The sequence below is a fragment of the Leptospira harrisiae genome (assembly GCF_002811945.1).
GTDB lineage: Bacteria > Spirochaetota > Leptospiria > Leptospirales > Leptospiraceae > Leptospira_A > Leptospira_A harrisiae.
This window is the reverse complement of the sequence record NZ_NPDX01000006.1, coordinates 1-21,397: the sequence shown is the minus strand read 5'-3', so window position 1 is coordinate 21,397 and position 21,397 is coordinate 1. Positions and strand designations below refer to the sequence as shown.

21 protein-coding genes are annotated in these 21,397 nt (G+C 37.7%); 11 read left to right on the top strand and 10 right to left on the bottom strand.

Features of this window, described 5'->3' with window-relative positions; translation table 11 throughout:
• The first annotated feature begins 9 nt into the window (after positions 1-9).
• The 4 genes from CH364_RS16250 to CH364_RS16235 all read left to right on the top strand — a co-directional run bounded on the left by CH364_RS16250 (position 10) and on the right by CH364_RS16235 (position 3,805).
• Positions 10-954 carry a bile acid:sodium symporter family protein gene (locus tag CH364_RS16250; RefSeq protein WP_100744970.1) on the top strand — a complete coding sequence of 315 codons (945 nt, stop codon included), beginning with the start codon at positions 10-12 and terminating at the stop codon, positions 952-954.
• Positions 955-988: 34 nt separating this feature from the next.
• Complete coding sequence (rpmG, locus tag CH364_RS16245; protein WP_081431684.1) at positions 989-1,150, top strand: 50S ribosomal protein L33; 162 nt, start codon at positions 989-991, stop codon at positions 1,148-1,150.
• Positions 1,151-1,158: 8 nt separating this feature from the next.
• The gene (locus CH364_RS16240; RefSeq protein WP_100744971.1) at positions 1,159-1,623 is read left to right on the top strand and encodes a TraR/DksA family transcriptional regulator; all 465 of its coding nucleotides are present in this window, start codon (positions 1,159-1,161) and stop codon (positions 1,621-1,623) included.
• Between the two features lie 103 nt (positions 1,624-1,726).
• On the top strand, positions 1,727-3,805 hold the full coding sequence (locus CH364_RS16235) for a hypothetical protein (protein WP_243401441.1): 2,079 nt from the start codon (positions 1,727-1,729) through the stop codon (positions 3,803-3,805).
• 3 nt (positions 3,806-3,808) lie between these two features.
• On the opposite strand, the gene CH364_RS16230 is transcribed toward CH364_RS16235, so the two are convergent.
• Positions 3,809-4,303 carry a DUF4442 domain-containing protein gene (locus CH364_RS16230; RefSeq protein ID WP_100745061.1) on the bottom strand — a complete coding sequence of 165 codons (495 nt, stop codon included), beginning with the start codon at positions 4,301-4,303 and terminating at the stop codon, positions 3,809-3,811.
• A 67-nt stretch (positions 4,304-4,370) separates the two neighbouring features.
• On the bottom strand, positions 4,371-5,615 hold the full coding sequence (locus CH364_RS16225) for a methyl-accepting chemotaxis protein (protein ID WP_100744972.1): 1,245 nt from the start codon (positions 5,613-5,615) through the stop codon (positions 4,371-4,373).
• A 67-nt stretch (positions 5,616-5,682) separates the two neighbouring features.
• Here CH364_RS16225 and CH364_RS16220 point away from each other — a divergent pair, with 67 nt between their 5' ends.
• On the top strand, positions 5,683-5,994 hold the full coding sequence (locus tag CH364_RS16220) for a hypothetical protein (protein ID WP_100744973.1): 312 nt from the start codon (positions 5,683-5,685) through the stop codon (positions 5,992-5,994).
• A gap of 25 nt (positions 5,995-6,019) precedes the next feature.
• Positions 6,020-6,391, top strand: a complete 372-nt coding sequence (locus CH364_RS16215) for a PAS domain-containing protein (protein ID WP_100744974.1) — start codon at positions 6,020-6,022, stop codon at positions 6,389-6,391.
• 7 nt (positions 6,392-6,398) lie between these two features.
• On the opposite strand, the gene CH364_RS16210 is transcribed toward CH364_RS16215, so the two are convergent.
• The 3 genes from CH364_RS16210 to CH364_RS16200 all read right to left on the bottom strand — a co-directional run bounded on the left by CH364_RS16210 (position 6,399) and on the right by CH364_RS16200 (position 10,544).
• Positions 6,399-7,808, bottom strand: coding sequence for an AMP-binding protein (locus tag CH364_RS16210; protein ID WP_100744975.1), 1,410 nt, complete (start codon positions 7,806-7,808; stop codon positions 6,399-6,401).
• 67 nt (positions 7,809-7,875) lie between these two features.
• On the bottom strand, positions 7,876-9,639 hold the full coding sequence (locus tag CH364_RS16205; RefSeq protein WP_100744976.1) for an LruC domain-containing protein: 1,764 nt from the start codon (positions 9,637-9,639) through the stop codon (positions 7,876-7,878).
• A 179-nt stretch (positions 9,640-9,818) separates the two neighbouring features.
• Positions 9,819-10,544, bottom strand: coding sequence for a ubiquinone/menaquinone biosynthesis methyltransferase (locus CH364_RS16200; RefSeq protein WP_100744977.1), 726 nt, complete (start codon positions 10,542-10,544; stop codon positions 9,819-9,821).
• 16 nt (positions 10,545-10,560) lie between these two features.
• Here CH364_RS16200 and CH364_RS16195 point away from each other — a divergent pair, with 16 nt between their 5' ends.
• Both CH364_RS16195 and CH364_RS16190 read left to right on the top strand, forming a co-directional pair.
• The gene (locus CH364_RS16195; RefSeq protein WP_207762306.1) at positions 10,561-11,034 is read left to right on the top strand and encodes a MotA/TolQ/ExbB proton channel family protein; all 474 of its coding nucleotides are present in this window, start codon (positions 10,561-10,563) and stop codon (positions 11,032-11,034) included.
• Positions 11,021-11,416 carry an ExbD/TolR family protein gene (locus CH364_RS16190; protein WP_100744979.1) on the top strand — a complete coding sequence of 132 codons (396 nt, stop codon included), beginning with the start codon at positions 11,021-11,023 and terminating at the stop codon, positions 11,414-11,416. The genes CH364_RS16195 and CH364_RS16190 overlap by 14 nt, the downstream gene beginning before the upstream one ends.
• Here the strand turns inward: CH364_RS16190 and CH364_RS16185 are convergent.
• Entirely contained in the window at positions 11,400-13,400 is a 2,001-nt protein-coding gene (locus CH364_RS16185) for a PAS domain-containing sensor histidine kinase (RefSeq protein ID WP_100744980.1), read from the bottom strand. The genes CH364_RS16190 and CH364_RS16185 overlap by 17 nt on opposite strands.
• Positions 13,397-14,530 carry a PP2C family protein-serine/threonine phosphatase gene (locus CH364_RS16180; RefSeq protein WP_207762307.1) on the bottom strand — a complete coding sequence of 378 codons (1,134 nt, stop codon included), beginning with the start codon at positions 14,528-14,530 and terminating at the stop codon, positions 13,397-13,399. Before CH364_RS16180 ends, CH364_RS16185 begins: the two co-directional genes overlap by 4 nt.
• 77 nt (positions 14,531-14,607) lie before the next feature.
• Between CH364_RS16180 and dinB the strand changes: the two genes are divergently transcribed.
• From dinB to CH364_RS16165, 3 genes are read left to right on the top strand one after another with little or no spacing between them, the layout of a single operon-like run.
• Complete coding sequence (dinB, locus tag CH364_RS16175) at positions 14,608-15,684, top strand: DNA polymerase IV (protein WP_100744982.1); 1,077 nt, start codon at positions 14,608-14,610, stop codon at positions 15,682-15,684.
• Between the two features lie 3 nt (positions 15,685-15,687).
• Positions 15,688-16,389, top strand: coding sequence for an alpha/beta hydrolase (locus CH364_RS16170; RefSeq protein WP_100744983.1), 702 nt, complete (start codon positions 15,688-15,690; stop codon positions 16,387-16,389).
• 53 nt (positions 16,390-16,442) lie between these two features.
• Entirely contained in the window at positions 16,443-17,201 is a 759-nt protein-coding gene (locus tag CH364_RS16165; RefSeq protein WP_100744984.1) for a DUF547 domain-containing protein, read from the top strand.
• Between the two features lie 91 nt (positions 17,202-17,292).
• On the opposite strand, the gene CH364_RS16160 is transcribed toward CH364_RS16165, so the two are convergent.
• The 3 genes from CH364_RS16160 to CH364_RS16150 form a co-directional block, all read right to left on the bottom strand.
• Complete coding sequence (locus tag CH364_RS16160) at positions 17,293-17,709, bottom strand: OsmC family protein (RefSeq protein WP_100744985.1); 417 nt, start codon at positions 17,707-17,709, stop codon at positions 17,293-17,295.
• A gap of 41 nt (positions 17,710-17,750) precedes the next feature.
• Positions 17,751-18,386, bottom strand: a complete 636-nt coding sequence (locus CH364_RS16155) for a peroxiredoxin (protein WP_100744986.1) — start codon at positions 18,384-18,386, stop codon at positions 17,751-17,753.
• Between the two features lie 117 nt (positions 18,387-18,503).
• Positions 18,504-21,275: an adenylate/guanylate cyclase domain-containing protein gene (locus CH364_RS16150; protein ID WP_100745062.1), complete on the bottom strand. Its 2,772-nt coding sequence runs from the start codon at positions 21,273-21,275 to the stop codon at positions 18,504-18,506.
• Positions 21,276-21,397 lie beyond the last annotated feature (122 nt).

Below are 21,397 nucleotides of genomic sequence, written 5' to 3'. Positions count from 1 at the left end.
GGTTTAACTATGCTCACTCAATTATCGAAACTTATTGTCACTGCGTTTCCTCTTGTCCTTCTCCTAATTTCAGGGATTGGTTTTGTATCTCCCGACAATATCATTTGGTTCAAAGGCCCTTGGATCACTTATAGTTTAGGTGCTATTATGCTTGGGATGGGACTCACTCTGGAAGCAGAAGATTTTATTCGTATTTTAAAACAACCAAAACCAATTCTAATTGGAACAGTATTACAATATACGATTATGCCAATCCTTGGATATTCTCTCGGATATTTGTTCCAACTACCACAAGCATTTGCTGTAGGGCTAATCCTTGTCTCATGTTGTCCCGGAGGAACGGCATCCAATGTGATCACATTTTTGTCCAAAGCGGATGTGCCTTTAAGTGTTACTTTAACTTCTGTTTCTACAATCCTTGGAATTTTAATGACTCCCTTTCTTGTTGCGGTTCTTATTGGGAGTCGATTGGAGATTGATCGGTTGGGACTTGTATTTACAACCTTCCAAGTGATTTTAGTTCCCGTAGGTTTAGGATTATTCTTAAAATCCCTTTTCCCAAAACTTACCAAAGAGGTTCAGGATTTTTTCCCCGTACTTTCTGTACTCTTGATTGCGATGATTGTGGCTTCGATCATTGCTAGTGGGAAAGAGACCATTCTAAAATCAGACTTCCGTATCTTTTTTGCAGTGATTCTTTTGCATCTAGGTGGGTTTGGACTGGGTGGAATTTTTAGCTTGTATCTGACAAAGAATGCAAAAACTGCCAAAACCATTTCGATCGAAGTAGGGATGCAGAATTCGGGGCTTGGGGCCGTGCTCGCAAGGACTCATTTTCTCGATCCGAACACCGCCATTCCTAGTGCTTTATCGAGTTTGACCCATTCGCTTCTGGGGAGTTTGTTTGCTACCTATTTCAGAAGGGAACAGAAAAAACCCTCTATTGTCGATTGACTATATATGGGGTCGGTACGTCATGGCATAAATTATGAGAGAAATCATAAAACTAACCTGTGTCCCATGTGCGATACCTGGGCGGTCAAATTACTTCCAGACTAAAAACAAGAAGACAAAGTCGGAAAAACTCGTGACTAAAAAATATTGCAAATTTTGCAAATCTCATACAGATCACAAGGAATCCAAAGTCTAAGGAATAAGATGCCGAAACCAGCTGCAAAATCTTCATCAGAGAAGGGAGTGGACAAAAAGTTCATTGAAGAGGTGCGTGAGCTCCTCCAAGAAAAAAAAGAGTCCCTCCTCATCAAACTCAACCAATGGGAAGACACCAGTTCTCCTTCCGGATTGAAGGAGATGGGGGACATTGCAGACATCGCATCCGAACTCAATTCAGAAGCATTAACTTCTGTTTTGACTGAAAACGAAATTGAAACTTTGCGTGAGATTGAACTTGCGTTAGAAAAAATTGAAAACGGAACCTATGGGATCTGCGAAGGAACAAAGAAAAAAATTCCTTTGGCAAGACTTAAGGCCATCCCGTGGACAAGATTTACAGTGGAATTTGCAGAACAAATGGCGAAGAGCCGTAACCGTGCTGGTGGATACCGTATGGATTCTTTATCTGCTTATCCTGCTACCGGAATGGATGTGGATTCTCTCGATTAGGAGAAATCCCTTCGTCCTTTTTCCCGAAAGACCTTTCCGAATTCTCCCCGATCTAATAAATTTACATTTGCTTTGCCATGCCTTTCTCTAAACTCTCTCTATCGTGAGTTTTCTAGGTCGGCTGCGCTCCTTACCCTTTTTTGATCTGCTATTTTTTTCTATTCTAACGTTCTCTCTTTGGACTTTGTACAGGTATGTAGAACCAGTCCCCGGTTTTTCTTTTTATCCTTCTTTTCTTTTACAATTTGCTTTTGGATTTTTTCCCCAAATGTACCAAAGGAAGTGGGGTCGGATCTTTACTGCACTTGGAGTTTTTACATTCCTCAGGTTACCATATTTGTCAGGACTGCCCATGGTTGGTTCTTACCAGCTTGTTGGATTGTTTCTCGGATCCATTCTAGGAATCTGGGCAAGAGAAGTTGTCCTTGTCCTTCTTGGGAGGAATGAAACGGCACTTCCCAAACAATCCGAACAAATTCTCACCGATTGGATGATTCGTAATCCAACCGGGAAATCTATTCTTCCCATTTGGTATTCCACTTATTTTGGATTTATATTTTTTCTTTTTCTTTTGACCATCCTTTGTTTTCTCCAGTACCAGGGATTGGGTCTTGTCAGTGGTCTTGGAATCCAGGAGTATCTGTATTTTCCTTCTCTTTCCTCTCGGGAGGCAATGGGACTTTCGTGTAAGATTTTAGTCCCCACTGCTTTTGTGGTATTGTATCTTTTTTCGGAAGAACGATCTATGCCAACACCGTCTAAGGATAGTTTGTCGGAGCAACTTCGGTTTGGGATTTTTTTAGGATTGGGAATCAACTTACTTGTGATGAGCATCCAATCTATTTGGAGTTTGGATTTTTTCTCTGAGGGAACTTTAGAAAGTGTCAAAGTAGGACGTACAACCGGACTTTTGCAAGACTCGGGTTCCGCCTCTTGGATCCTTCCTATTCTTTCTCTCCTTTGGATTTCTAAACTCATCTCCAATTGGCGTAAGTCCAAAGAAAGATTTAGTTTGGTTCTTGCGATTGTTACATCTTTATTTGTGACTTGGCTTGGTCTGGGACAAGGAAAAGCGTTTTGGGTGATATGGATCATTAGTAATGCAGTCGGCTTAATTCATTTAACAACCGATTTGTGGATTGTTTCAATTACCAAAAAAAGAATCATAAGAATTGGGTCTTACGTTTTTCTCCCTCTGTTTTTTTTCCTAATATTGTATGGACTAAGTTTTCTAAAAAAAGATTGGGATTTAGTGGAATTGTCCAAACGAACTATGGATGCTATAGCCGTTTGGAAAACAGAGCCATATACTGCTTTAAAACGTATGGATTTAGTTCGTGCAGAACTGCTCACCATTTGTATGGAAGGGATTAAAAATAATCTATGGTTAGGAAATGGAATAGGTTCCTTCCCTTTAGGTTTACTTGATCCTTTACGGGTTGGAACAAAAACTTCTAACGGAATGATTGATTTTCCACCAAACTTTTATTTGTGGCTAGTTCATGACTTAGGTATGATTGGCGCTTTTATATTTTTATTTTATATCGGTATATTTATTTGGGAACGTGGGTTATGGAAACAAAGTTTGTTACTAATCATTCCGCTATTTTTCGGAGTACAAATCCAAAACTCTGATGGGGCTTTTCTTTGTTTTTATCTAATTTTATTCGGTGAAAAAGGATCTGGATTTTCTCCTACGTTTGATAAATTTCGAAAAACCATTTGGTTTTCTCCTTTGTTATTAATCCTTTCGGTAGGCCTTCCTCTCAATTATGCTCTTTTTGATTCAGGGAAATTTTGGGATTTGGGAATTGGTTCCGAATTCCGAAAAAATCGATTGGGAGAATACCAAACTGCAGCCACAATCCCTCCCCGTTCACCTAACTATGAATATGAATTTCATGGAAAAGTTTGGGAATGGAAACTTTCTGAATTTGGTCCTTCACGAGCAGGAAGGATTGTTTTGGAAACAAAAAGTAAGAGTTTAGTAGTCGAAATTTTATTTTTAAATTCCGACAGAGTCATCATTAAACAAGAGTTATTTTCAGAATCCAACCAAGGTTTTGAATGGTCAGGAGAATGTCCAAAAGGTGCGTCTTATATACGACTTAAGTCTAGGTCTAGATTAGAATTCCGATTGCCTCGGTCTGCGTTTGACGGAAACAATCGAATTCAGTTTTAGATTTTAAGTCAGTCTACGAATGTACAAATCTTTTGTAACCTTTGCTACAGTTTTTCCGTCTTCACCTACCACTTCTGTTTCATAGGTTCGAATTGTTTTTTTCTCTTTTTTTAAGAATTCTTTTATATCTTCAAATTCACTGTTTGGGATATGGAAGGTTGCAGTGACTGTACCTTCTCCGGGTTTTACAAAATCAATTTTTGCCCCTTTGTCCCACACCATATAATCTTTTCCCAAATTCATCATTAATAAAAACATAAAAAAAGGATCACACATAGAGTAGAGCGATCCTCCAAAATGGGTTCCCACATAATTCGTGTTTGAAAGAATTAGGGGCATAGACACAACCATGGTATTTTGGTCTAAAAGTTTTGGCAAAATATTGGCACCTTCATATGGTTTAAACATTCGAAAGGCTTGTTCGAACCCGTAAGTTTGCTCTAAAAAATGCCATAAAGGATGGACTTTGTATTCTAAAAGAATTTCTCTGTGTCTCATAAACACAAGAATGAAAATATAGAATGATCGGTCTACATTTTCTTTTTCATTAAAAGAACAAAAAAAATTAAGATACACCCAAAATTTCGTCGGTTTGATTTGAAATTTCTTTGAGTTGCCTTTTTAAATTTCCAGTGAGTAGTAAAATCTCACGTTGTGCACTATGAATTTCTTCACATTCCTTTTGGATGGTATCTGATAGTCCTTGGACATCTTCCAAATTTGTGTGAATGGTAACAATTTCACCATAAACCTCTCCGGATGTATCCCTCACTCGTTCTGCTACATCATCCAGAGTTTTCGCTTTTGATAGAATGGCAGAACCTCTCGATTTTAATTCGTGGATGGATTGAATGACTTCAGCAATGGTTCCATGAACTATATGAATTTCGTCAGCGATGAATTGAAACGCATTGCCTGATTCAATACCTAGTTTTTCTGCTTTTCCATAATCATTGATATTTTCTTTTAAGATTTTTGTGATTTGTTTTGCATTGTTTGCGGTGACAGTTGATAGTTTTCCAATTTCATCTGCAATCACTGTAAAACCTTTGCTTTCCGATCCAGAATGAGTGGCTTCAATGGCTGCATTGATGGCAAGGAGGTTTGTTTCTTTGGAAACCCCGTTGATAAAATCGATCAACTTCAATATATTTCCAGATGATTCACTGAATTTTTTAATGGTTTTATTTGTGTCCGCAACTTTGGTTCTTCCATCCTTACTTAAAAAAACTAAATTCTCCATTGTTTCATTTCGACTTTGGATTTCAGCGATGACTATGTTTACGATATCAAACATGATATCGATTTCTTCCGATGTTTTTCCAACTGCTTCCATTAGTTTTACTTCCTCAGTAGCGAGTTGGGAAACAATTTGATACACACGGTCGATATCTTGCCCTGTAGTATGAATTTTATCGTTTAGGTCAACAATATGTTGGCTGATTGCATCCAACCGATTATGGAGAGAGGAACAATTTTCTAATAAGGATTCTGAATAATCTTGAATGTCGATTCCGTATCCAGATAGTAAAAGCACGGGATCCACTGATTGAGACCTTTCGCCAGCCCATAACTTTACGAATTTTCTTTTTTTGTATGTTAGATACAAAAATGAAATGGTGAGTGCAAAAGTAGTTATGCCAATAAAAATCGGGAAGGGAGAAGGGGAACTGGCAACCATAAGTTGAACAATGACAGTTACAACAAGCCCAATGAGTATTGTTACTAGGAATCCATCCAGACGGTTCAGTTGTTTGGAGATCTCATATTTTTCGTTAATGACTTCAAATTTATTTTTATTATTTCTCATTGAGTAGTTCAGTTTTTTATTTTTTTTAAGAGAAATTGGAACATTCCCCCATCTAATGGTTTAGACTATGATATTTACCAAAAGGGAAATTGAAGAACACTATCCTCTAGAGGAGCGATTGCGTTTAGAAAAAGCTAAATCGCAAAACTCTGTAATTTACTGGATCAATGAACTTGTTCGCAACCAAGTGAATGGTGCAGAAGATGTAACCAGTCTCATCGAAGTCACTAAAGATTTGATCTCACAAATAGAAGCTTTGTATGCGGAAAAGGAAACATTGTTAGAACAAACAAAAACAAATTCTATAGAAGAAGTAATTGGGCTTATCCACGGCATGGAAGAACAATTAAATTCTATGTATTCAGAATACGAAACTTAAAAAAATTCAAATAGGAATGTAATTAATGAGCAAATTCATAGACCCAAATATCCTTGGCAAACTTGGAACGCTAACGCAAGCCGAGGCTGACGCAGCGTCATTTGGAATCGTAAAAGTAGATGGAAGTGGAAAAATATTGTTATACAATAAGTATGAGTCAGAGCTTGCTAATGTTCCTATCCAAACAGCAGTTGGCAAAAACTTTTTTACAGAAGTTGCAATTTGTACCAATAATAGAATTTTTTATGGAAGATTTAAAGAAGGGATGGTTTCAGGCAACTTAGACATCACTTTTAATTACGTATTTACATATAAAATGAAACCAACTAACGTAGTGATTCATTTGTATCACGATTTACCATCTGATACAAACTGGATTTTCGTAAAATTAAGATAAAACAAACTCATTCCAATAAATAGAGTTTTTCTTTGATATACTCTTCTATCCCAGAAGCACTGGCAAAATAACTAGTTCGTTTGTCTTCTTCTGGGATTTTATGTTTTATTTTTTTTTCTAATCTTAACATCAAATCGGCGTATTGAATCGAATCCATTCCGTAATCATAAACTAAATGTTGGTTGGGATCTGGTTGTATTCCCAAGATGGATTCTAAAATTTCCAGAATACTGGATTGAGAATTTGTAGGTTCAAAAGCCTTTAAATTTAACTTTTCAGTTTTTAAGGATTGAAATTCCTCAAAACAGAGTTGGGTGATGGTTTGATAATCAGGTTTCCCATTGGGAAGTTTTGGCAAAGTAGGATTGGAAAGTAACACCTTTGGAATATGGCTTACTGGTAACTCCCTTCTCAATATTTGTAAAATTTCAGATGCTGCATAGTTACCTGAATAAAATAGTCCAATGGTATCTCCTAATTCATCCTTTAAGGGAACACATACAAATTCCCCTCCCAAACCCAATCCCAAAATTTCAGATTCAATCCGGTCCAAGGAAACACGTTTTCCGTTGTGTTTGATAATTCGGTCTTTTCGTCCGAGAAGGAACCATCCTAAGTCAGTTAAGTTTCCTAAATCACCTACAGAATAATATTCGCTAGGTGGTGTGGTTTGTTTTTCCCAACCATTGTCTTTTAAAAGAAAGGATTTATGAGATAAAAAAGGGCTTCGAATTTGAAGTTCTGTTTCCGAGATACCTTCTTCTGATTGCACCTTTGTTTCTATGCCTGAAAGGATTTGAAACCTGTTTTGTCGGAGTGGGTCACGAAATCCAATCCCTCCTGTTTCTGTTGATCCGTATATTTCCGTCACAGAGATTCCACCTAACTCCCGCAGGTGCCGGGCCAGTGGGACAGGAAATTTCATTCCTGATACAATTGCCGTGCGAGGAAGTGGGGTTTTTGAATCTAAGGCTCTTTGTAACTGTGGTGCCGAAGTGATCCATAAATCCCCAGCTGTAGGACTTGAAGTCCAATGGATTTGGATTCCGAGTCGTTTGGGAATAAAAAACCCCCAAAGCAATCCATACAGATGGCAGAGGGGAACTTGTACCTGTACCTTATTCGTCTGACTCATAAGAGTTTTGATTTCTGGTACATTTGTCCAATAAGAAACTTCTCTTTGAATTTCTTCCCATTCTTTCCATACCATTTTGGGAAGCCCGGTAGAACCTGAAGTGACAAGACAAAATGAATGATCAGAAGTAAAAGTGGGAAGAGGGAAATGATTTAGATGATCCTCGAGTTTAGTTCCTTTCCAGAGTGGATCCACAAGGATAGGATTTTGTGAAGTTAAATCGGATTCAAAGTTTCCTGAAAGGAAATATTCGTTTGTTGCAAATCGAAGGACAGAGGTCATAAAACAAAAAATCCTCCCCCCATAGAATGAAGGAAGGATTTCTTTTCGTAGGTAGGAATGCTGCCTATTAAGCGGCTTGTTGTTTTCCCAATCGTTTTTTCATTAGGAACCCGAGGGCTGCTCCTACGACAATCAAACTTGCAGAAACTTCCCAAGCATTTTTGCGAACTGCTTTGATTAGGTAGGCTGAAAATCCATTGTCTATATAGAAATCACTGACTCGAACCACATAAGATGGCCGTGTTGCTGAAGGGATTTGATCTACTTGTAAATACCAGTCTTTATGAAGGACTCCATTTGAAGTTACCCAATCGTTAAAGAAAATATAACCAGATGTAGATGTCTTACGAATGTCAGCACCTTCAGTAGGATGGTTAAAAACTCCCGGAACGATAATAGCCCATGGGAATCCTTTGCTATCTAAGAATGCATCTTTACCGGACTTTGTATAGTAACCAGGACGATAGATTTGTCGGAACACACCATCTGTCTTTTGGTTGATTGCTAGGAAGTAGTTGAGGTGTCCACCAACTAGGTTCTTTGTTGCATTCAAATCGACTGGTTCTTCAAAAGTAATTGTCACATGTGCTGTTACACCACGAACAAAGTCATTGATTGTGAAAGTTGTTCCTGCACTTGGGGCATTTTTACTTCCAAATAGAGTTTTATCAGAACTTGGGAGTATCAAAACTCCTCTCTTGAGTTGAGATTGATTTAGAGTTCCTCCAGTACAATCTCCAGTGGCATTGGCAGTGTATTTTGAAGCAGCGGCACATCCATTCCATGGTTTTCCGCTTCCGTCAACATAACTCACTTGCACTGTTGCATTGGTTGGAACATCTAAAGAGAGTCTGAGTTCGTGGTTGTAACCTGCACCTTTGGCTACATGAGTGTAGGTACCTCGGATCGTCTTTACCTTGTTTGTTGGAGTTTTATCCATCTCTGTGCTAAATACAGTAGAGTGATCATTTAAATCTGCATCACCAGCCGAAGGATACATATCCTCAAAAGCAATAGTATATCTGCCTGAACGAGCCGTTGTGGCAAGACTTGGATCATTAGGGAATTCATCATACGCATTTGCTACCCCATCACAATCGGAGTCGACAGCTTGCACACAACCATTAACTGGTTGGAAGTTGGTTGTATCTACATTGATAACTGGGGCAACGACAACTGTACCTGTGCCAGATCCAGAACCATTTGCAGGCGCAGGTTGTTGAACAGGAGCTGATCCTGTAATTTCCACCACTTCACCGGTGGTTGGATTCACCCCAATCACACTGATTTCTACAGTTGTCACTGTAGGAGGAACACTGATCGGAATGGTTACAGAACCATTGGAATCAGTGGTTCCGACTCCAACAACATTTGGATCACCCGTTGTTGTTGTTTCCGTAATGGTCACAGGAGCATTGGCGATAGGACCTGATTCATTTCCAACGACTACGGTGACAGGGACTGTAATGTTGGTTTCAAAATTAAAACTTCCACCGTTGGTTTGGTCTACAACCACAACAGTAGTGTCATTGTTGACAGTGGTCGGAGCAGGAGTCGCTGGAGCCGGTGTTGTTACTTCTGGTGTTGTTGTGGTTTGGTCGCCAGACGTAGCACCATCAGTAGGTGTCGATGGAGCAGTGACCTGCGTTGGGTCTGTTGTTTCCAATCCAACCACTGTAAATGTACCGTCACCGGTATTGGCAGAAGATGTGGCCGCTTGTTGCGTTCCATCTCCTAAACCCAAAAATGGGAGAAGTAATAAACCCTTCTTTTTATTGGAGCAGTCCAATAAGAGAAGAGGAATTGTAAAAAGAACTAACCATCGATTCATATAGAGATTTCCTACCTGCATAGTGAATTAAACGACAAAACACCTAAAAAATCAACGTAGTTTTGATAAAAATTAGGGAAATCCATGGGATTTTTGGGGGAAAGTACGAACGCTGATCAAAAAAAAGTACAAATTCTCAAACTAATCAGACATAAATCGAATTGGTTTGCCATTCATTCTTAATGAGTTGCTACATGTGCCACCGCGTTTCCAAAAACAAAATTTTGGAAACGAACATTTTGAAATCCGAGTTCCGTGAGGATTTTTGCCAGGGTTTCTTGGTCTGGGTAAGTTTTGGAAGAATGAGGTAGATAATCAAACATCTCGTTTTCCTTTCCGTAGAGTAAATACCCGAATAAGGGAACAATTTTGAAAAAATAAAAATCTGCAAAAAATTTCAAGAAGTTTGGTCTCACACGACCCACATCCAAATTTACAAAAACCCCACCTTTCTTTAACACCCGTTTGATTTCTAAAAGGCACTTTCGAAGATCAGAAACATTCCGAAGGCCAAATCCCATCGTGACAATATCAAAACTCCCATCGGCAAATTGTTTTAAGTCCATGGCGTCCCCTATGAGGAGTTCCACTTTTGGATCTTTTGGAATTTTGTGGATGGCAAAGGATAACATCTTTTCCGAAAAATCAAGGCCTACGATTCGGCTTAGACTTTGGTCCTTGGAAAGGCGAAGAGTGATGTCACCTGTCCCACAACAAAGGTCTAGGGCAGATTTTGCGGTAGGAACACTCTTTTTGGCCTCTCTGACCACCCAATCCTTCCAGATTCTATGAAGAAAAAAGCTATTCCAATCATTGAATCGATCATAGGCTTTCGCGATTCCATCAAAATTGGTTCTTACATATTCCGGTTTCTTTTCTTGGGATGGGAGTTGGTATTGGTTCATAGAGGTCGATACATCCATGAATTGGACATTTTCAATTCCCGCAATTTTGATTTTTATTCTTCTTTTTAGTTTTTCACTCACTTCTTTCTATTTTTTCTTTCGAATCGTTTTGGGACTTCGGAAATTAGAGGATAACCGTATTCGTGTCCAATATTTTCCCAAGGAACCAACAGAACAAGAACTCGAATTATTCTTTTCTCCTTTGGAAAGAACCATTCACTGGTTGCCGACAATAGCTTCTCTTTCCATGCTCCTCGGTTTACTTGGGACTGTGATTGGGATCAATTCAGCCTTTGGAGCAATGGAATCGCAAGGGAAGGTCAGCTTGGAAGTGTTAGCTGGTGGTATCAAAGATGCACTCAACACTACAATCGCAGGTCTTCTTGTGGCAATCCCTTCACTTTATTTTCACAGATTTGCTGAGAACAAAATTCGTTATATTTCCGAACTTTTAGTAAAGGATTTTTCAGTCAAAAATGAAACTCCGTAAATCAAGTTCGAATGCACTGATTGATATCAGTAGTCTTATCGATGTTTTATTTATCTTACTCATTTTTTTAATGTTGGCTGTCCGATTTACTGAGACCACATCCACTTTACAACTCGACTTACCCAAAACCAAAACAGAATCAATTGGAGAAGAATCTCCTAAATTTAAAATTTCAATCAACCACTTAGGTACGATATATTTGGATGGAAAAGAAACCCCAAAAGAATCTTTTTTGAATGTAATCCCTATGAATGTTGATGGAAAATCAAGTGTTGTTCTTGAAGTAGATAAACAAACTAAGTTTGAATTTTTTGTATTCGTAACAGATATATTAAAATTGAAAGGTTACCAAAAAATTAATATTGTCACTCTAAAGGATTAGAGGACTGAACTAAATCGATTAAGAATTTGTATTTTTTGTTTTTAACTTTTTGCTCTAAAATTTGTTTTCCTTTGTCTTCGGTTTGGATTGCATCCAGAACACCGATGAGTTGTCCAAAGTTTTGAATTCGAATGAGTTGTAAGATTTCTTTTTTTAAGTTCTGAGGTGAAGCATTCAAAAAGTTTTGTACAAACTCCACTTCTGAATCATCTTGTTTTGTGATTTCTCCCAGTTCTTTTGTGTGGATTGGACCAATTTTTGATTTTTGTATTAAATCCTTCGGAATATTTTCTAATCGCGTTAATGGAATTTCAAATCCAAACTCAGAACCTTCCCCAATTGTGCTTTTTACATAAATTGTTCCACTTAAAAATTCAACTAACTGGTGACAGATGGAGAGGCCAAGTCCTGTTCCTTCCTTATATGAACTCCCTTGTTCCGTTTGTTGGAAGGCTTCAAAAATTGAATGCAGTTGGTCATTGGGAATCCCGATTCCCGTATCTTTGACAACAAACTGTACCATATCAAATGAATGTTCTGAATTTTTTGTAATTTTAATTTCCAAACTGACAGAACCTTGGTTTGTGAACTTTAATGCATTTCCTAGTAGATTAACTAGTATTTGGCGAATCTTTTGAAGATCTGATTCATAATAACAAGAATCAATAGTTGTCGCATTCAAAAGTTCAAAACTGATAGATTTTTCAGAAAATCGATAGGAAAACATAGAGAACAAAGTGTCCCAAAGTTGAACCAAGGAAAAAGATTCTCTGGTTTCTGTCATTTTCCCAGCTTCAATTTTTGATAAGTCCAAAATATCATTGATCATTCCTAGAAGATGGACTCCGTTTTCATACAATGAATTCACATAACCTTTTAGATGATTAGGGAGGTTTGGATCCTTTTCTAATATTTGTGAAAATCCAATCACTGCATGTAGGGGAGTCCTAAGTTCATGTGTAATTTTAGAAAAGAAAACTGACTTAGACCGATTTGCCTTGATCGCCGCTTCTACTGCTTTTTGCAGACGTTTGTTTTGTAATTGGATTTTTTGTGAATAATCGTTTAATTTATCTTCTGCTAGTTTACGATCGGTGATATCAAATACAGTTGACTTACTAATAACAAAATTTCCAGCTCTGTCAAAGGTGGCTGTAGAGTTTAAGCTAACAAAAAAAGTTGATTTGTCCTTTCTTACAAATTCTAATTCTACACCTGTTAAGTTTTCGTTTGGAAAAGAGTCAGTGATGAGTTTATATTTATCTTGGCTACTTTCAGTGAGTAAATTGCTGAATTTAAAATTTCCAACTATTTCTTCTCTATTGTAACCCAACCATTCAAGTTCTGTATCGTTAATAGAAACGATAGTATTGTCCTTGTCGAGTGAGTGGTAACCGCAAGGTGCATTGTTATAAAGGTCTAAAATCCTTTCATAGGATTTCATTAAATTTTCTTCTGCTATTTTTCTGTTTGTGATATCGTTTCCGATGGATAAAACCTCGTATGGATATCCAAATTCATTTTTTAAAATTCGATTCGACCATGTAACAGTGCGTTTGTCATTCTCACCAATGAATACATCATATTCTTGACGGATATTTTGTTCTGGTCTGTGAAAAATATTCCACAACTGTGATTTTACTTCATTTGATTTATCAAATGGGATATGGAATAAATCCAAAACAACATCTTTGCCTTCTGCCGCTTCTTTAACTATTTGAAAAAATTCTTCTGCATACGGATTTATGGAATGGATTTTAAAATCAGGGCTCCAGCGAATGATAATTGAGTTCGCAGTATCATAAATGTCTTGGTATTGTTTCTCTTTTTCGCGAATGGTGCGTTCAATTTCTTCCGAATTACTTAAATTTTTTCTAAAAAGTATCAGCCTAAGTTTTTTTTCCCTTCTGTATGCATTGTGATAATAATAGGCCACAAACAATAAACCAGAAGCAATTAAAATTGCTAACAATTCATCGATCATTTGATTTCCAAAAGTAACATAGTCATATCGTCTGCTACTTTCCCACCAGAATAAACCAAAACTTCATCCTGGATTGATTCCAAAAATTCTTTGGAAGGAAGATGAATTCTAGTTTCTATCAGTTCAGCGAATTTTTGATCTCCTAAGTATTCTTCATTTTCATTGGGAACTTCAAACATCCCGTCAGAAAACAAAAATAACCTATCCCCTGAGATTAAAAAAATGTCTTCGTTTTCTGCATTGAGTTGGTCAGGGAACATCATTAAACAAAATCCCTTTGTTCCAAGTTTAATGATCTCTTTCTCTCGGATCAAAAACATATGATGGTGCCCAGCCATTGAGTAAGACAAAAGATTTTCTTCGGCTTTGTATCGTAAGTAGATTGCACTGATAAAATGAGTACTAATGAGAGGTGTAAGTGTACTATGAATCCAATATAAACTTTCGCTTGGTGATAAAAAAGATTTATCCATGGTTTTGAAAGTGATGATAGCCATAAGAGAAACCATCGCAGCGGCAATCCCATGCCCTGTCACATCTCCAAAGAGGATGTCTAAATCACCAGAAGGTAACAAATCATAGGTGATCAAATCTCCTCCGACCAGTTCCATAGGTTTGTAAGATGTATAAATTTGATAGAGTGGTGAAGGCGGGAATTGAAAAGTCACTAAATTCTCTTGGTTTGACTTCGCGAGTTCCAAATCTTTTTGGATGGCTTGTAAAAGGTCGATTCTTTCTTTTTCTAAAGTTTTAATTTTGATATGAGTGCGAATCCTAGCTAAAATTTCGGATTCTTGAAATGGTTTTGTGATATAATCAACTGCGCCAGTTTCTAACCCTTTGACTATATCGCTTGTTTCGTTGAGAGCAGATAAAAATAGAATCGGGGTGTTTTTTGATCTTTCCATGACAAGCAAACGTTTGGCTACGTCAAGCCCGCTGATCCCTGGTAACAAAATGTCAAGTAAAATTAAGTCAAAGTCAAGTGCTTCCGCCAGTTCCAAAGCATATTCACCATCGTAAGCAACCGCTACTTCATATCCTTGTCCAAGTAAAATATGAGTGATAATTTCAATATTGGTTTCGTTATCATCGACTACCAAAATTTTCGGAGCTTGTTTTGTGTTCACAATTCATGAAGGATTCGTTGCAAAAAACATTTGGCAAGAGATTTTTGATTTAGTTTGATTCAAGTAAGAAAAGAGAAATGAAAAAGATCATCCATATCGATATGGACGCATTTTATGCATCAGTAGAACAAAGAGACTTCCCTGAAATGAGAGGAAAACCAGTTGTTGTGGGTGGTTCTCCGCATTCAAGGGGAGTTGTCTGTGCGGCAAGTTACGAGGCACGAAAGTTTGGTGTCCGCTCTGCCATTTCTTGTTTTCAGGCATATAAACTTTGTCCGGATGCAATTTTTACTCCCCCAAGGTTTGAAGTTTATAAATCCATCTCCAAAGAAATCCGTTCCATATTTTTGGAATATACCGATTTGGTGGAACCATTGTCCTTGGACGAAGCATATTTAGACGTCACATCAAACAAATTAGAAATTCCACTTGCGAGTACGATCGCAAAAGAAATTAGGAAAAAAATATTTGATCAAACAGGACTTACTTGTTCTGCAGGGGTCGCCCAAAATAAATTTTTGGCAAAAATGGCCTCTGAAAAAAACAAACCTAACGGACTATATGTGGTATTACCTGGTGAAGAAAAAAAGTTTTTAGATGATATTCCTTTATATAGTTTTTTTGGAATTGGAAAAAAAACATATGAACGTCTTTCTCAGTTAGGATATACAAAAGGTTCGGAACTACGAAAAGCAGAGGAGTCATTTTTAGTTGGGGAATTTGGAAAAATGGGTGCCGTCTTTTATCGGATGGCCAGAGGGCTTGATGATCGGGAAGTGGTTCCTTTTCGCGATCCCAAATCTATTGGAGTGGAGACAACATTTTCACATGACTCTGATGATTTTGCTTATTTGTTACTCACATTAGAGAATTTATCTAAAGAACTAGAATTGCGGATGGGTCGGAAAAATAAACAAGGAAAAACGCTGACCTTAAAAATCAAATATGAAGATTTTACAGTGAAACAAAAATCTATTTCTTCCGAATCAGTTTTCTACTTGGCAGACAACCTTTTCCAACAATCCTCGAATCTATTGGCAACAGCATGGAAGGAAAACACAGAACCAATGAAGAAAATAAGACTTTTAGGAATTTCTGTGACCAACTTTCCTTCTGATACAAAAAATGAGGATCAACCTTCACTCTTCGGATAAACTATGTTAGATAATGAAAACGAATTAGAATCTCTCGGACCTTTGGAAGTACTTCGAGTCAAGGGAGACTCAGATGCACCGACTGTAGTTATGTTTCACGGTTATGGAGCCAGTGCTTTCGATTTGTATCCTATCCATGAAGTTTTAGTCACAGACCAAAAATTCAATTGGGTTTTCCCACATGGGCATTTAAGTGTACCTCTGATGCCTGGTTATTCAGGTCGTGCCTGGTTCCCGATTGATACGGTCGCATTAGAAGAAGCCATTCGAAAAAATGATTTTCGAAATTTCGCGGACAAAGACCCTGAAGGGATGGATGTCGCTCGTCAAGCCGCTTATTTAATGTTAGATGCTCTTGGGGTTCCTTGGAACCAATTGATTTTAGGTGGATTTTCCCAAGGTGCTATGCTTGCTACAGACTTAACGCTTCGAACAGAAGAAATATCCAAGGGACTCATGATCCTATCGGGGGCACTTGTCAACGAATCTCTTTGGAATGAATTGGCCCCAAAAAAATCCATTTTACGATTTTTTCAATCACATGGAGAATTTGATCCTATTCTTGGTTATGCGAACGCAAAAAAATTAGAGAAGTTACTTCGAAATGCGGGACTTTTAGGTGAATTCATCGCTTTTAATGGCGGTCATGAAATTCCAGCACCAGTGATCCAAGGGATCAGTCGTTATTTGAATAGTTTATCGTAAAAAATCTCGTTCGTAAATTAAATTAGGTCAGTCTAAGTTAACGGGTGGTCATTATGAAACAATTTCTCTTTACATTTCTTTGTATTGGATTATGGCAAGGGGCTTTTGGCCAAAGTTTTGATCATAAACATTCTGTTTGGGATTCTATCCTTAAGAAAAATGTGAAGAACGGACTTGTTTCCTATAAAGGAATTCAGTCTGAAGAAGGTTCCTTTAAACAATATCTTGAATCTCTTTCTAAAGTGAGCGAGGCGCAATACCAAGGATTCAACGAAAAAGAAAAAATAAGTTTTTTAATCAACGCATACAATGCCTTTACTGTGAAACTGATTTTGGATCATTATCCCGTAGAAAGTATTACGGAAATTGGGTCACCTTTTTCTAAAATAAATTTAGCACGCGGAATTCCTTGGAAAAAAGAATTCTATACTCTCCTTGGAAAATCCAGACATCTTGATTGGATTGAACATGAGAAGTTAAGAAAGGATTTTAATGAACCAAGGATTCACTTTGCCATTGTATGTGCATCAATTGGATGTCCTAATTTAGCTTCGGAAGCCTATACAGCAGTTAATTTGGAAAAACAACTCCAGTCAGCCAAACTCGGTTTCTTAAAAAATCCCAAAAAGAACTCTTACGATAAAACAACGAACACTTTGTACTTAAGTAAAATCTTTAATTGGTTCCAGACAGATTTTACAAAAAAAACCACTCTCATTCAATATTTGCAAGAAGGTTTTGAAGAAACTATCAAACCAGATGCTAAAATTGTTTATAACGAATACAATTGGGACTTAAACGAATTAAAATAGGAATAAATGCGAAAGTAGGGAAAACAAACATTTCCTACTTTGGTAATTCCAAAATAGAATCGAAACATTTATGTTTTAATTGACTTGGAAATTAGGGAACTAACTCAAATTCATAAGTAATTTTTGCAGTTTTTTCGAGTGTTTTGGCAACGGAACAGTATTTTTCTAAACTTAGATCAACCGCACGTTTGACTTGGTCTTCATTAAAATCACCTTTCACTTTAAACTTCAAATGGATGTTTTTAAAGAGATTGGCTTCTTCGACTTTTTCTCTTTCTGCATCCACTTCCACAGAATAGTCTTTCACTTCGATTCTATGTTTGGCGAGAATCATCAAAACATCAATGCTACTACAACTAGCAAGTCCCATGATCAAAAGTTCCATAGGCCTTGGACCAGAATTTTTTCCACCAATTTCGGGAGAGGCATCGATGCGAATGGAATTACCAGATTCATTCGTTGCTTCTAAAACGTATGGGGATTCAATTCGACTCAGTTTGATATTCATAAGTATAAAATAGGCGGGTGGGATTACCCGCCAAGTTTAAATTACTTGTTTGGTTGCGGTGTGTAACGCAAATAAGGTTTGATAGTTCTAAATCCCTTAGGAAATTTTTTCTTCGCATCTTCATCAGAAACAGAAGGAACGATGATTGTGTCTTCCCCATCTTTCCAGTTTGCAGGAGTTGCTACGCTAAACTGAGAAGTGAGTTGTAAAGAATCAATCACACGCAAAAGTTCATCAAAGTTTCTGCCTGTAGAAGCTGGATAAGTAAGAGTTAATTTTACTTTTTTGTCAGGTCCAACAACAAATACAGAACGAACTGTGGTAGTTTCACTTGCATTCGGGTGGATCATATCATAAAGGTTAGATACCTTACGATCCGCATCCGCAATGATAGGGTAGTTTACTTTGGTTCCTTGTGTTTCGTTGATATCAGAGATCCAACCTTTGTGGCTGTCGACTGGGTCAACAGAAAGTGCGATCACTTTCACATTACGTTTTTCGAACTCTGGTTTAATTTTTGCCACGTATCCGAGTTCTGTTGTACAAACTGGAGTGTAGTCTTTTGGGTGAGAAAATAAAATCCCCCAACCTTGTCCTAAAAATTCATGAAAGTCAATTTTGCCTTCAGAGGTTTCCGCTTGGAAATTCGGTGCTTCGTCGCCTAAACGTAGTGCCATGGTTTTTCTCCTGTAAGATGAGTGATTCCAATTCTAAAATTCACCTCTGAAAATGCAAGGATTTGTTATACTTTATTGGATGAAATTTCCATTTTATTGAAATTTTTCGCAGATTCCTTACTTTTTTGTCCTGGTAAATGCCCCATCCCAGTCTGGTTCTGGGGGAGTTTCTAAGTAATATTGGCACCGTTCCCACAGGAGTTTGCAGGCTTCGTCCCCATTTGTGGTGAGAAGTGTGTAGAATTTTTTCCCTGCTTCCTCAAACTTACGGTTTAAATAGGAAAAAAGTGCAGTTTCATAGGCTTCCACAAACTTACGATCTTCTTCTGTTTCATCGCCTTTTTTAGCTCTGACCTCATAGAGAGTGACTGGTTTGGTTTTTCCCTTCACACGCACAATGTCCAACTTTCTTGTGAAAAAATGGTCTTTGATTTCATCGTGAACAAATTCAGAAACCAAAATACAAACACCATAATCTTTTCCAGCCGCTTCTAGTCGTGCCGCTAAGTTGACAGTATCACCCATCATTGTATAGGAAGCCAGGGCATCGGTTCCCATAAATCCAACTTTCGCATAACCCATGTTTAGTCCAATGCGAAACTTCATAGTATGGGCTTCTGGGATGTATTTATTTTTTTCTATCCACTCAGCCTTTAATACCTCAAGTTTATCTCGCATTTCAACACTGGCAGATACTGCTTTCAAACAATGATTTTCCACATCCAGTGGTGCATTAAACACTCCCACTATGGCATCCCCAATGTATTTATCCAAAACTCCATCATGGTGTTTCAAGATGATGGTCATGGCTGATAAGTATTCGTTGAGAAGATTGGCTAGTTCCTTTGAATTTAATTTTTCCGAAATGGTGCTAAATCCAGCAATATCAGAAAAGAAAGCAGTGATGATTTTTTCACTTCCTTGTTTTAGTTTTTCTAAATCTTTGAGAGCTTCTCCGACCACCACCGGGTCCACCATACTTCCGAGGACTCCTCGCATTTTTTCTCTTTCTTTTAGTCCGGAAACCATCTGGTTAAGTGCAACAGTTAGGTTTCCAAATTCATCATTCCCACCATCATCAAAATGGACATGAAGATTTCCTTGGCCTACATCTTCTGCACTTCGAATGATGTTTCGAATTTTCTGGACCACAACTCCAGAGATAAAAATTGCAAATAAAATTGCCACCAAACAGATAGTAATCGCCGTAAATACAATTTGATTTCTATTGTCTTTGATAGCCCGAATTCCATCCGTTCTGTCGACCAATGTTCGAATCAACCCAGAAAAATTATCACGTAAAACTAAGTTTGGAACATTTTCCGATTCCAGAAGATGAGTTCCATCTAACTTCCACATGATTTCTTCTGATTCGCTTCGGGAATGACCAAAACTCCCATCGGGGAATAGTTTTTTTAATTCTTTTGTGGGAGTTTCTTGTTCGGCGGTGAGAATCCACTTGCGAATGGCCTTCCACCGATTCCTTTGGATTTCTCGAGCGTCTGGATCTTGGTAATAACGTTCGTATTCGGTGGGATCTGTTTTGAATTTCATCAAAACCCAATCTTCCAAGGTTACGTCTCGCAAACTTCGTAATGCTTCAATTTTTTCCCAAGTTTCCAAGGGAATGGGATAGTTTGCTGTCACTTCGTCAAAAATTTTGTCTCTCTCCGTGATGAGTTCCCCGTAGGATTTATAAAAACTTGTAAAAAGTTTGTCCTTTGCTGGAGGGATGGGTGGTTTCGCATTTTTCAAAAATTGAATGCGTTCTCTCAATTTCGGAATGAGTTCGGCTAGTTCGTTTGTGATTCGATAATCTTCTTTGATAACTTCCCTGTAGTCTCCTAAACTAGATTTAACGCTACTTAGGTTGAATGCTCTTTTTGTTGAGTTTTGATGACGGAAAAGGGGAGAGTGGAGGGCTTGGATTTCTCTGTCTTCCCATTCGTAAACATATTGTTTTTCGTTTTCATCTAGTGAAGAAATATCATCTGAAAGTCGTTGGAAGGACTCGACTAAACTCTCTTCCATCGAGTCGAACTGATCCATTTTTGCAAGTGGAGATGTGTTATCGATGATCTGTGTGTCAAAAGATGCAAGAGAAGTTTCCCCTTGGATCATGGCAGAAAGTGGAAAGGTTTGGATGCGAAAGAGTTTGGTATCAAGACCCAATTCTTCTAGTTTTCTTTTTTTAGAATCTGCATAAAACTTTGCGATAAAAAGATCTAGTTGTGATTTATGGTTTCGAATTTCTTTTTTTAAATTTTTAACATTTGTTTCCCAATTAGTTTTTGAATCTGGGTCTTCTGGTGGAGTTTGTTTTTGAATCTCCAAATACTTTTCTTCGTTGCGCACATAAGAAGAGGCAAGGTGAACAAGAGTGTTCCATTCTTTTTCACTGATATTTCTGTTGGCTGCTTCTCGGAGTTGGTGACGGATTTCCCGTTCCAAAACATCCACATCATCTTTTGTTAAATAAACGGAAAAAAAAGTGTCTACTTTCTTCACTACTTTGGAAGTACCAAGAGATCCAAAAAGATTGGTTTGGAATCCAAAGACAGAAACCGTTTTTTTTTGGGTCACTACTTTCGCAGTTCGATATTTTTTTAGTTCTTCTCTTTGTTTTTCTATTCTAGATTTGAATTCTTCGATCCGGATTAAGTTTTGCGATATATTCTCAATCTCCATCACCAAACTTGCGATGAAATTTTTGGAGACGGCTGCTTGTTTTTCATAACTCTCAGAGAGGATGGCCGTCTGTTGACGAACCGTGATGATGGAAAGTAAAAGAATCGTAAGTGCAATTAGGGTGCCAGTAAACCAAGCAAGTTTGGCTCTAATTCCTTCGGAAAGGATTTTCCAGACAGAGGTGAGTCCGGATTGGATCATTTTAAAGAATTCCATAGGGATGGATGAAACATGAGATCATGAGTTTTCAAAGCAAGGTTTTTTGTATTTCATGTAGTACTTTGTTAGGTGAAAAAGACAAAGAACGGGACTGTTGACTTGTA

Coding starts and splice junctions, on each gene's coding strand:
- CH364_RS16205 (WP_100744976.1), bottom strand. CDS start 9,639: ATGAATCGATGGTTAGTTCTTTTTACAATTCCTCTTCTCTTATTGGAC.
- CH364_RS16160 (WP_100744985.1), bottom strand. CDS start 17,709: ATGAATATCAAACTGAGTCGAATTGAATCCCCATACGTTTTAGAAGCA.
- CH364_RS16155 (WP_100744986.1), bottom strand. CDS start 18,386: ATGGCACTACGTTTAGGCGACGAAGCACCGAATTTCCAAGCGGAAACC.
- CH364_RS16195 (WP_207762306.1), top strand. CDS start 10,561: ATGAATTGGACATTTTCAATTCCCGCAATTTTGATTTTTATTCTTCTT.
- CH364_RS16190 (WP_100744979.1), top strand. CDS start 11,021: ATGAAACTCCGTAAATCAAGTTCGAATGCACTGATTGATATCAGTAGT.
- CH364_RS16170 (WP_100744983.1), top strand. CDS start 15,688: ATGTTAGATAATGAAAACGAATTAGAATCTCTCGGACCTTTGGAAGTA.
- CH364_RS16220 (WP_100744973.1), top strand. CDS start 5,683: ATGATATTTACCAAAAGGGAAATTGAAGAACACTATCCTCTAGAGGAG.
- CH364_RS16215 (WP_100744974.1), top strand. CDS start 6,020: ATGAGCAAATTCATAGACCCAAATATCCTTGGCAAACTTGGAACGCTA.
- CH364_RS16225 (WP_100744972.1), bottom strand. CDS start 5,615: ATGAGAAATAATAAAAATAAATTTGAAGTCATTAACGAAAAATATGAG.
- CH364_RS16240 (WP_100744971.1), top strand. CDS start 1,159: ATGCCGAAACCAGCTGCAAAATCTTCATCAGAGAAGGGAGTGGACAAA.
- CH364_RS16230 (WP_100745061.1), bottom strand. CDS start 4,303: ATGAGACACAGAGAAATTCTTTTAGAATACAAAGTCCATCCTTTATGG.
- CH364_RS16185 (WP_100744980.1), bottom strand. CDS start 13,400: ATGATCGATGAATTGTTAGCAATTTTAATTGCTTCTGGTTTATTGTTT.
- CH364_RS16250 (WP_100744970.1), top strand. CDS start 10: ATGCTCACTCAATTATCGAAACTTATTGTCACTGCGTTTCCTCTTGTC.
- CH364_RS16165 (WP_100744984.1), top strand. CDS start 16,443: ATGAAACAATTTCTCTTTACATTTCTTTGTATTGGATTATGGCAAGGG.
- CH364_RS16210 (WP_100744975.1), bottom strand. CDS start 7,808: ATGACCTCTGTCCTTCGATTTGCAACAAACGAATATTTCCTTTCAGGA.
- dinB (WP_100744982.1), top strand. CDS start 14,608: ATGAAAAAGATCATCCATATCGATATGGACGCATTTTATGCATCAGTA.
- CH364_RS16200 (WP_100744977.1), bottom strand. CDS start 10,544: ATGAACCAATACCAACTCCCATCCCAAGAAAAGAAACCGGAATATGTA.
- CH364_RS16150 (WP_100745062.1), bottom strand. CDS start 21,275: ATGATCCAATCCGGACTCACCTCTGTCTGGAAAATCCTTTCCGAAGGA.
- rpmG (WP_081431684.1), top strand. CDS start 989: ATGAGAGAAATCATAAAACTAACCTGTGTCCCATGTGCGATACCTGGG.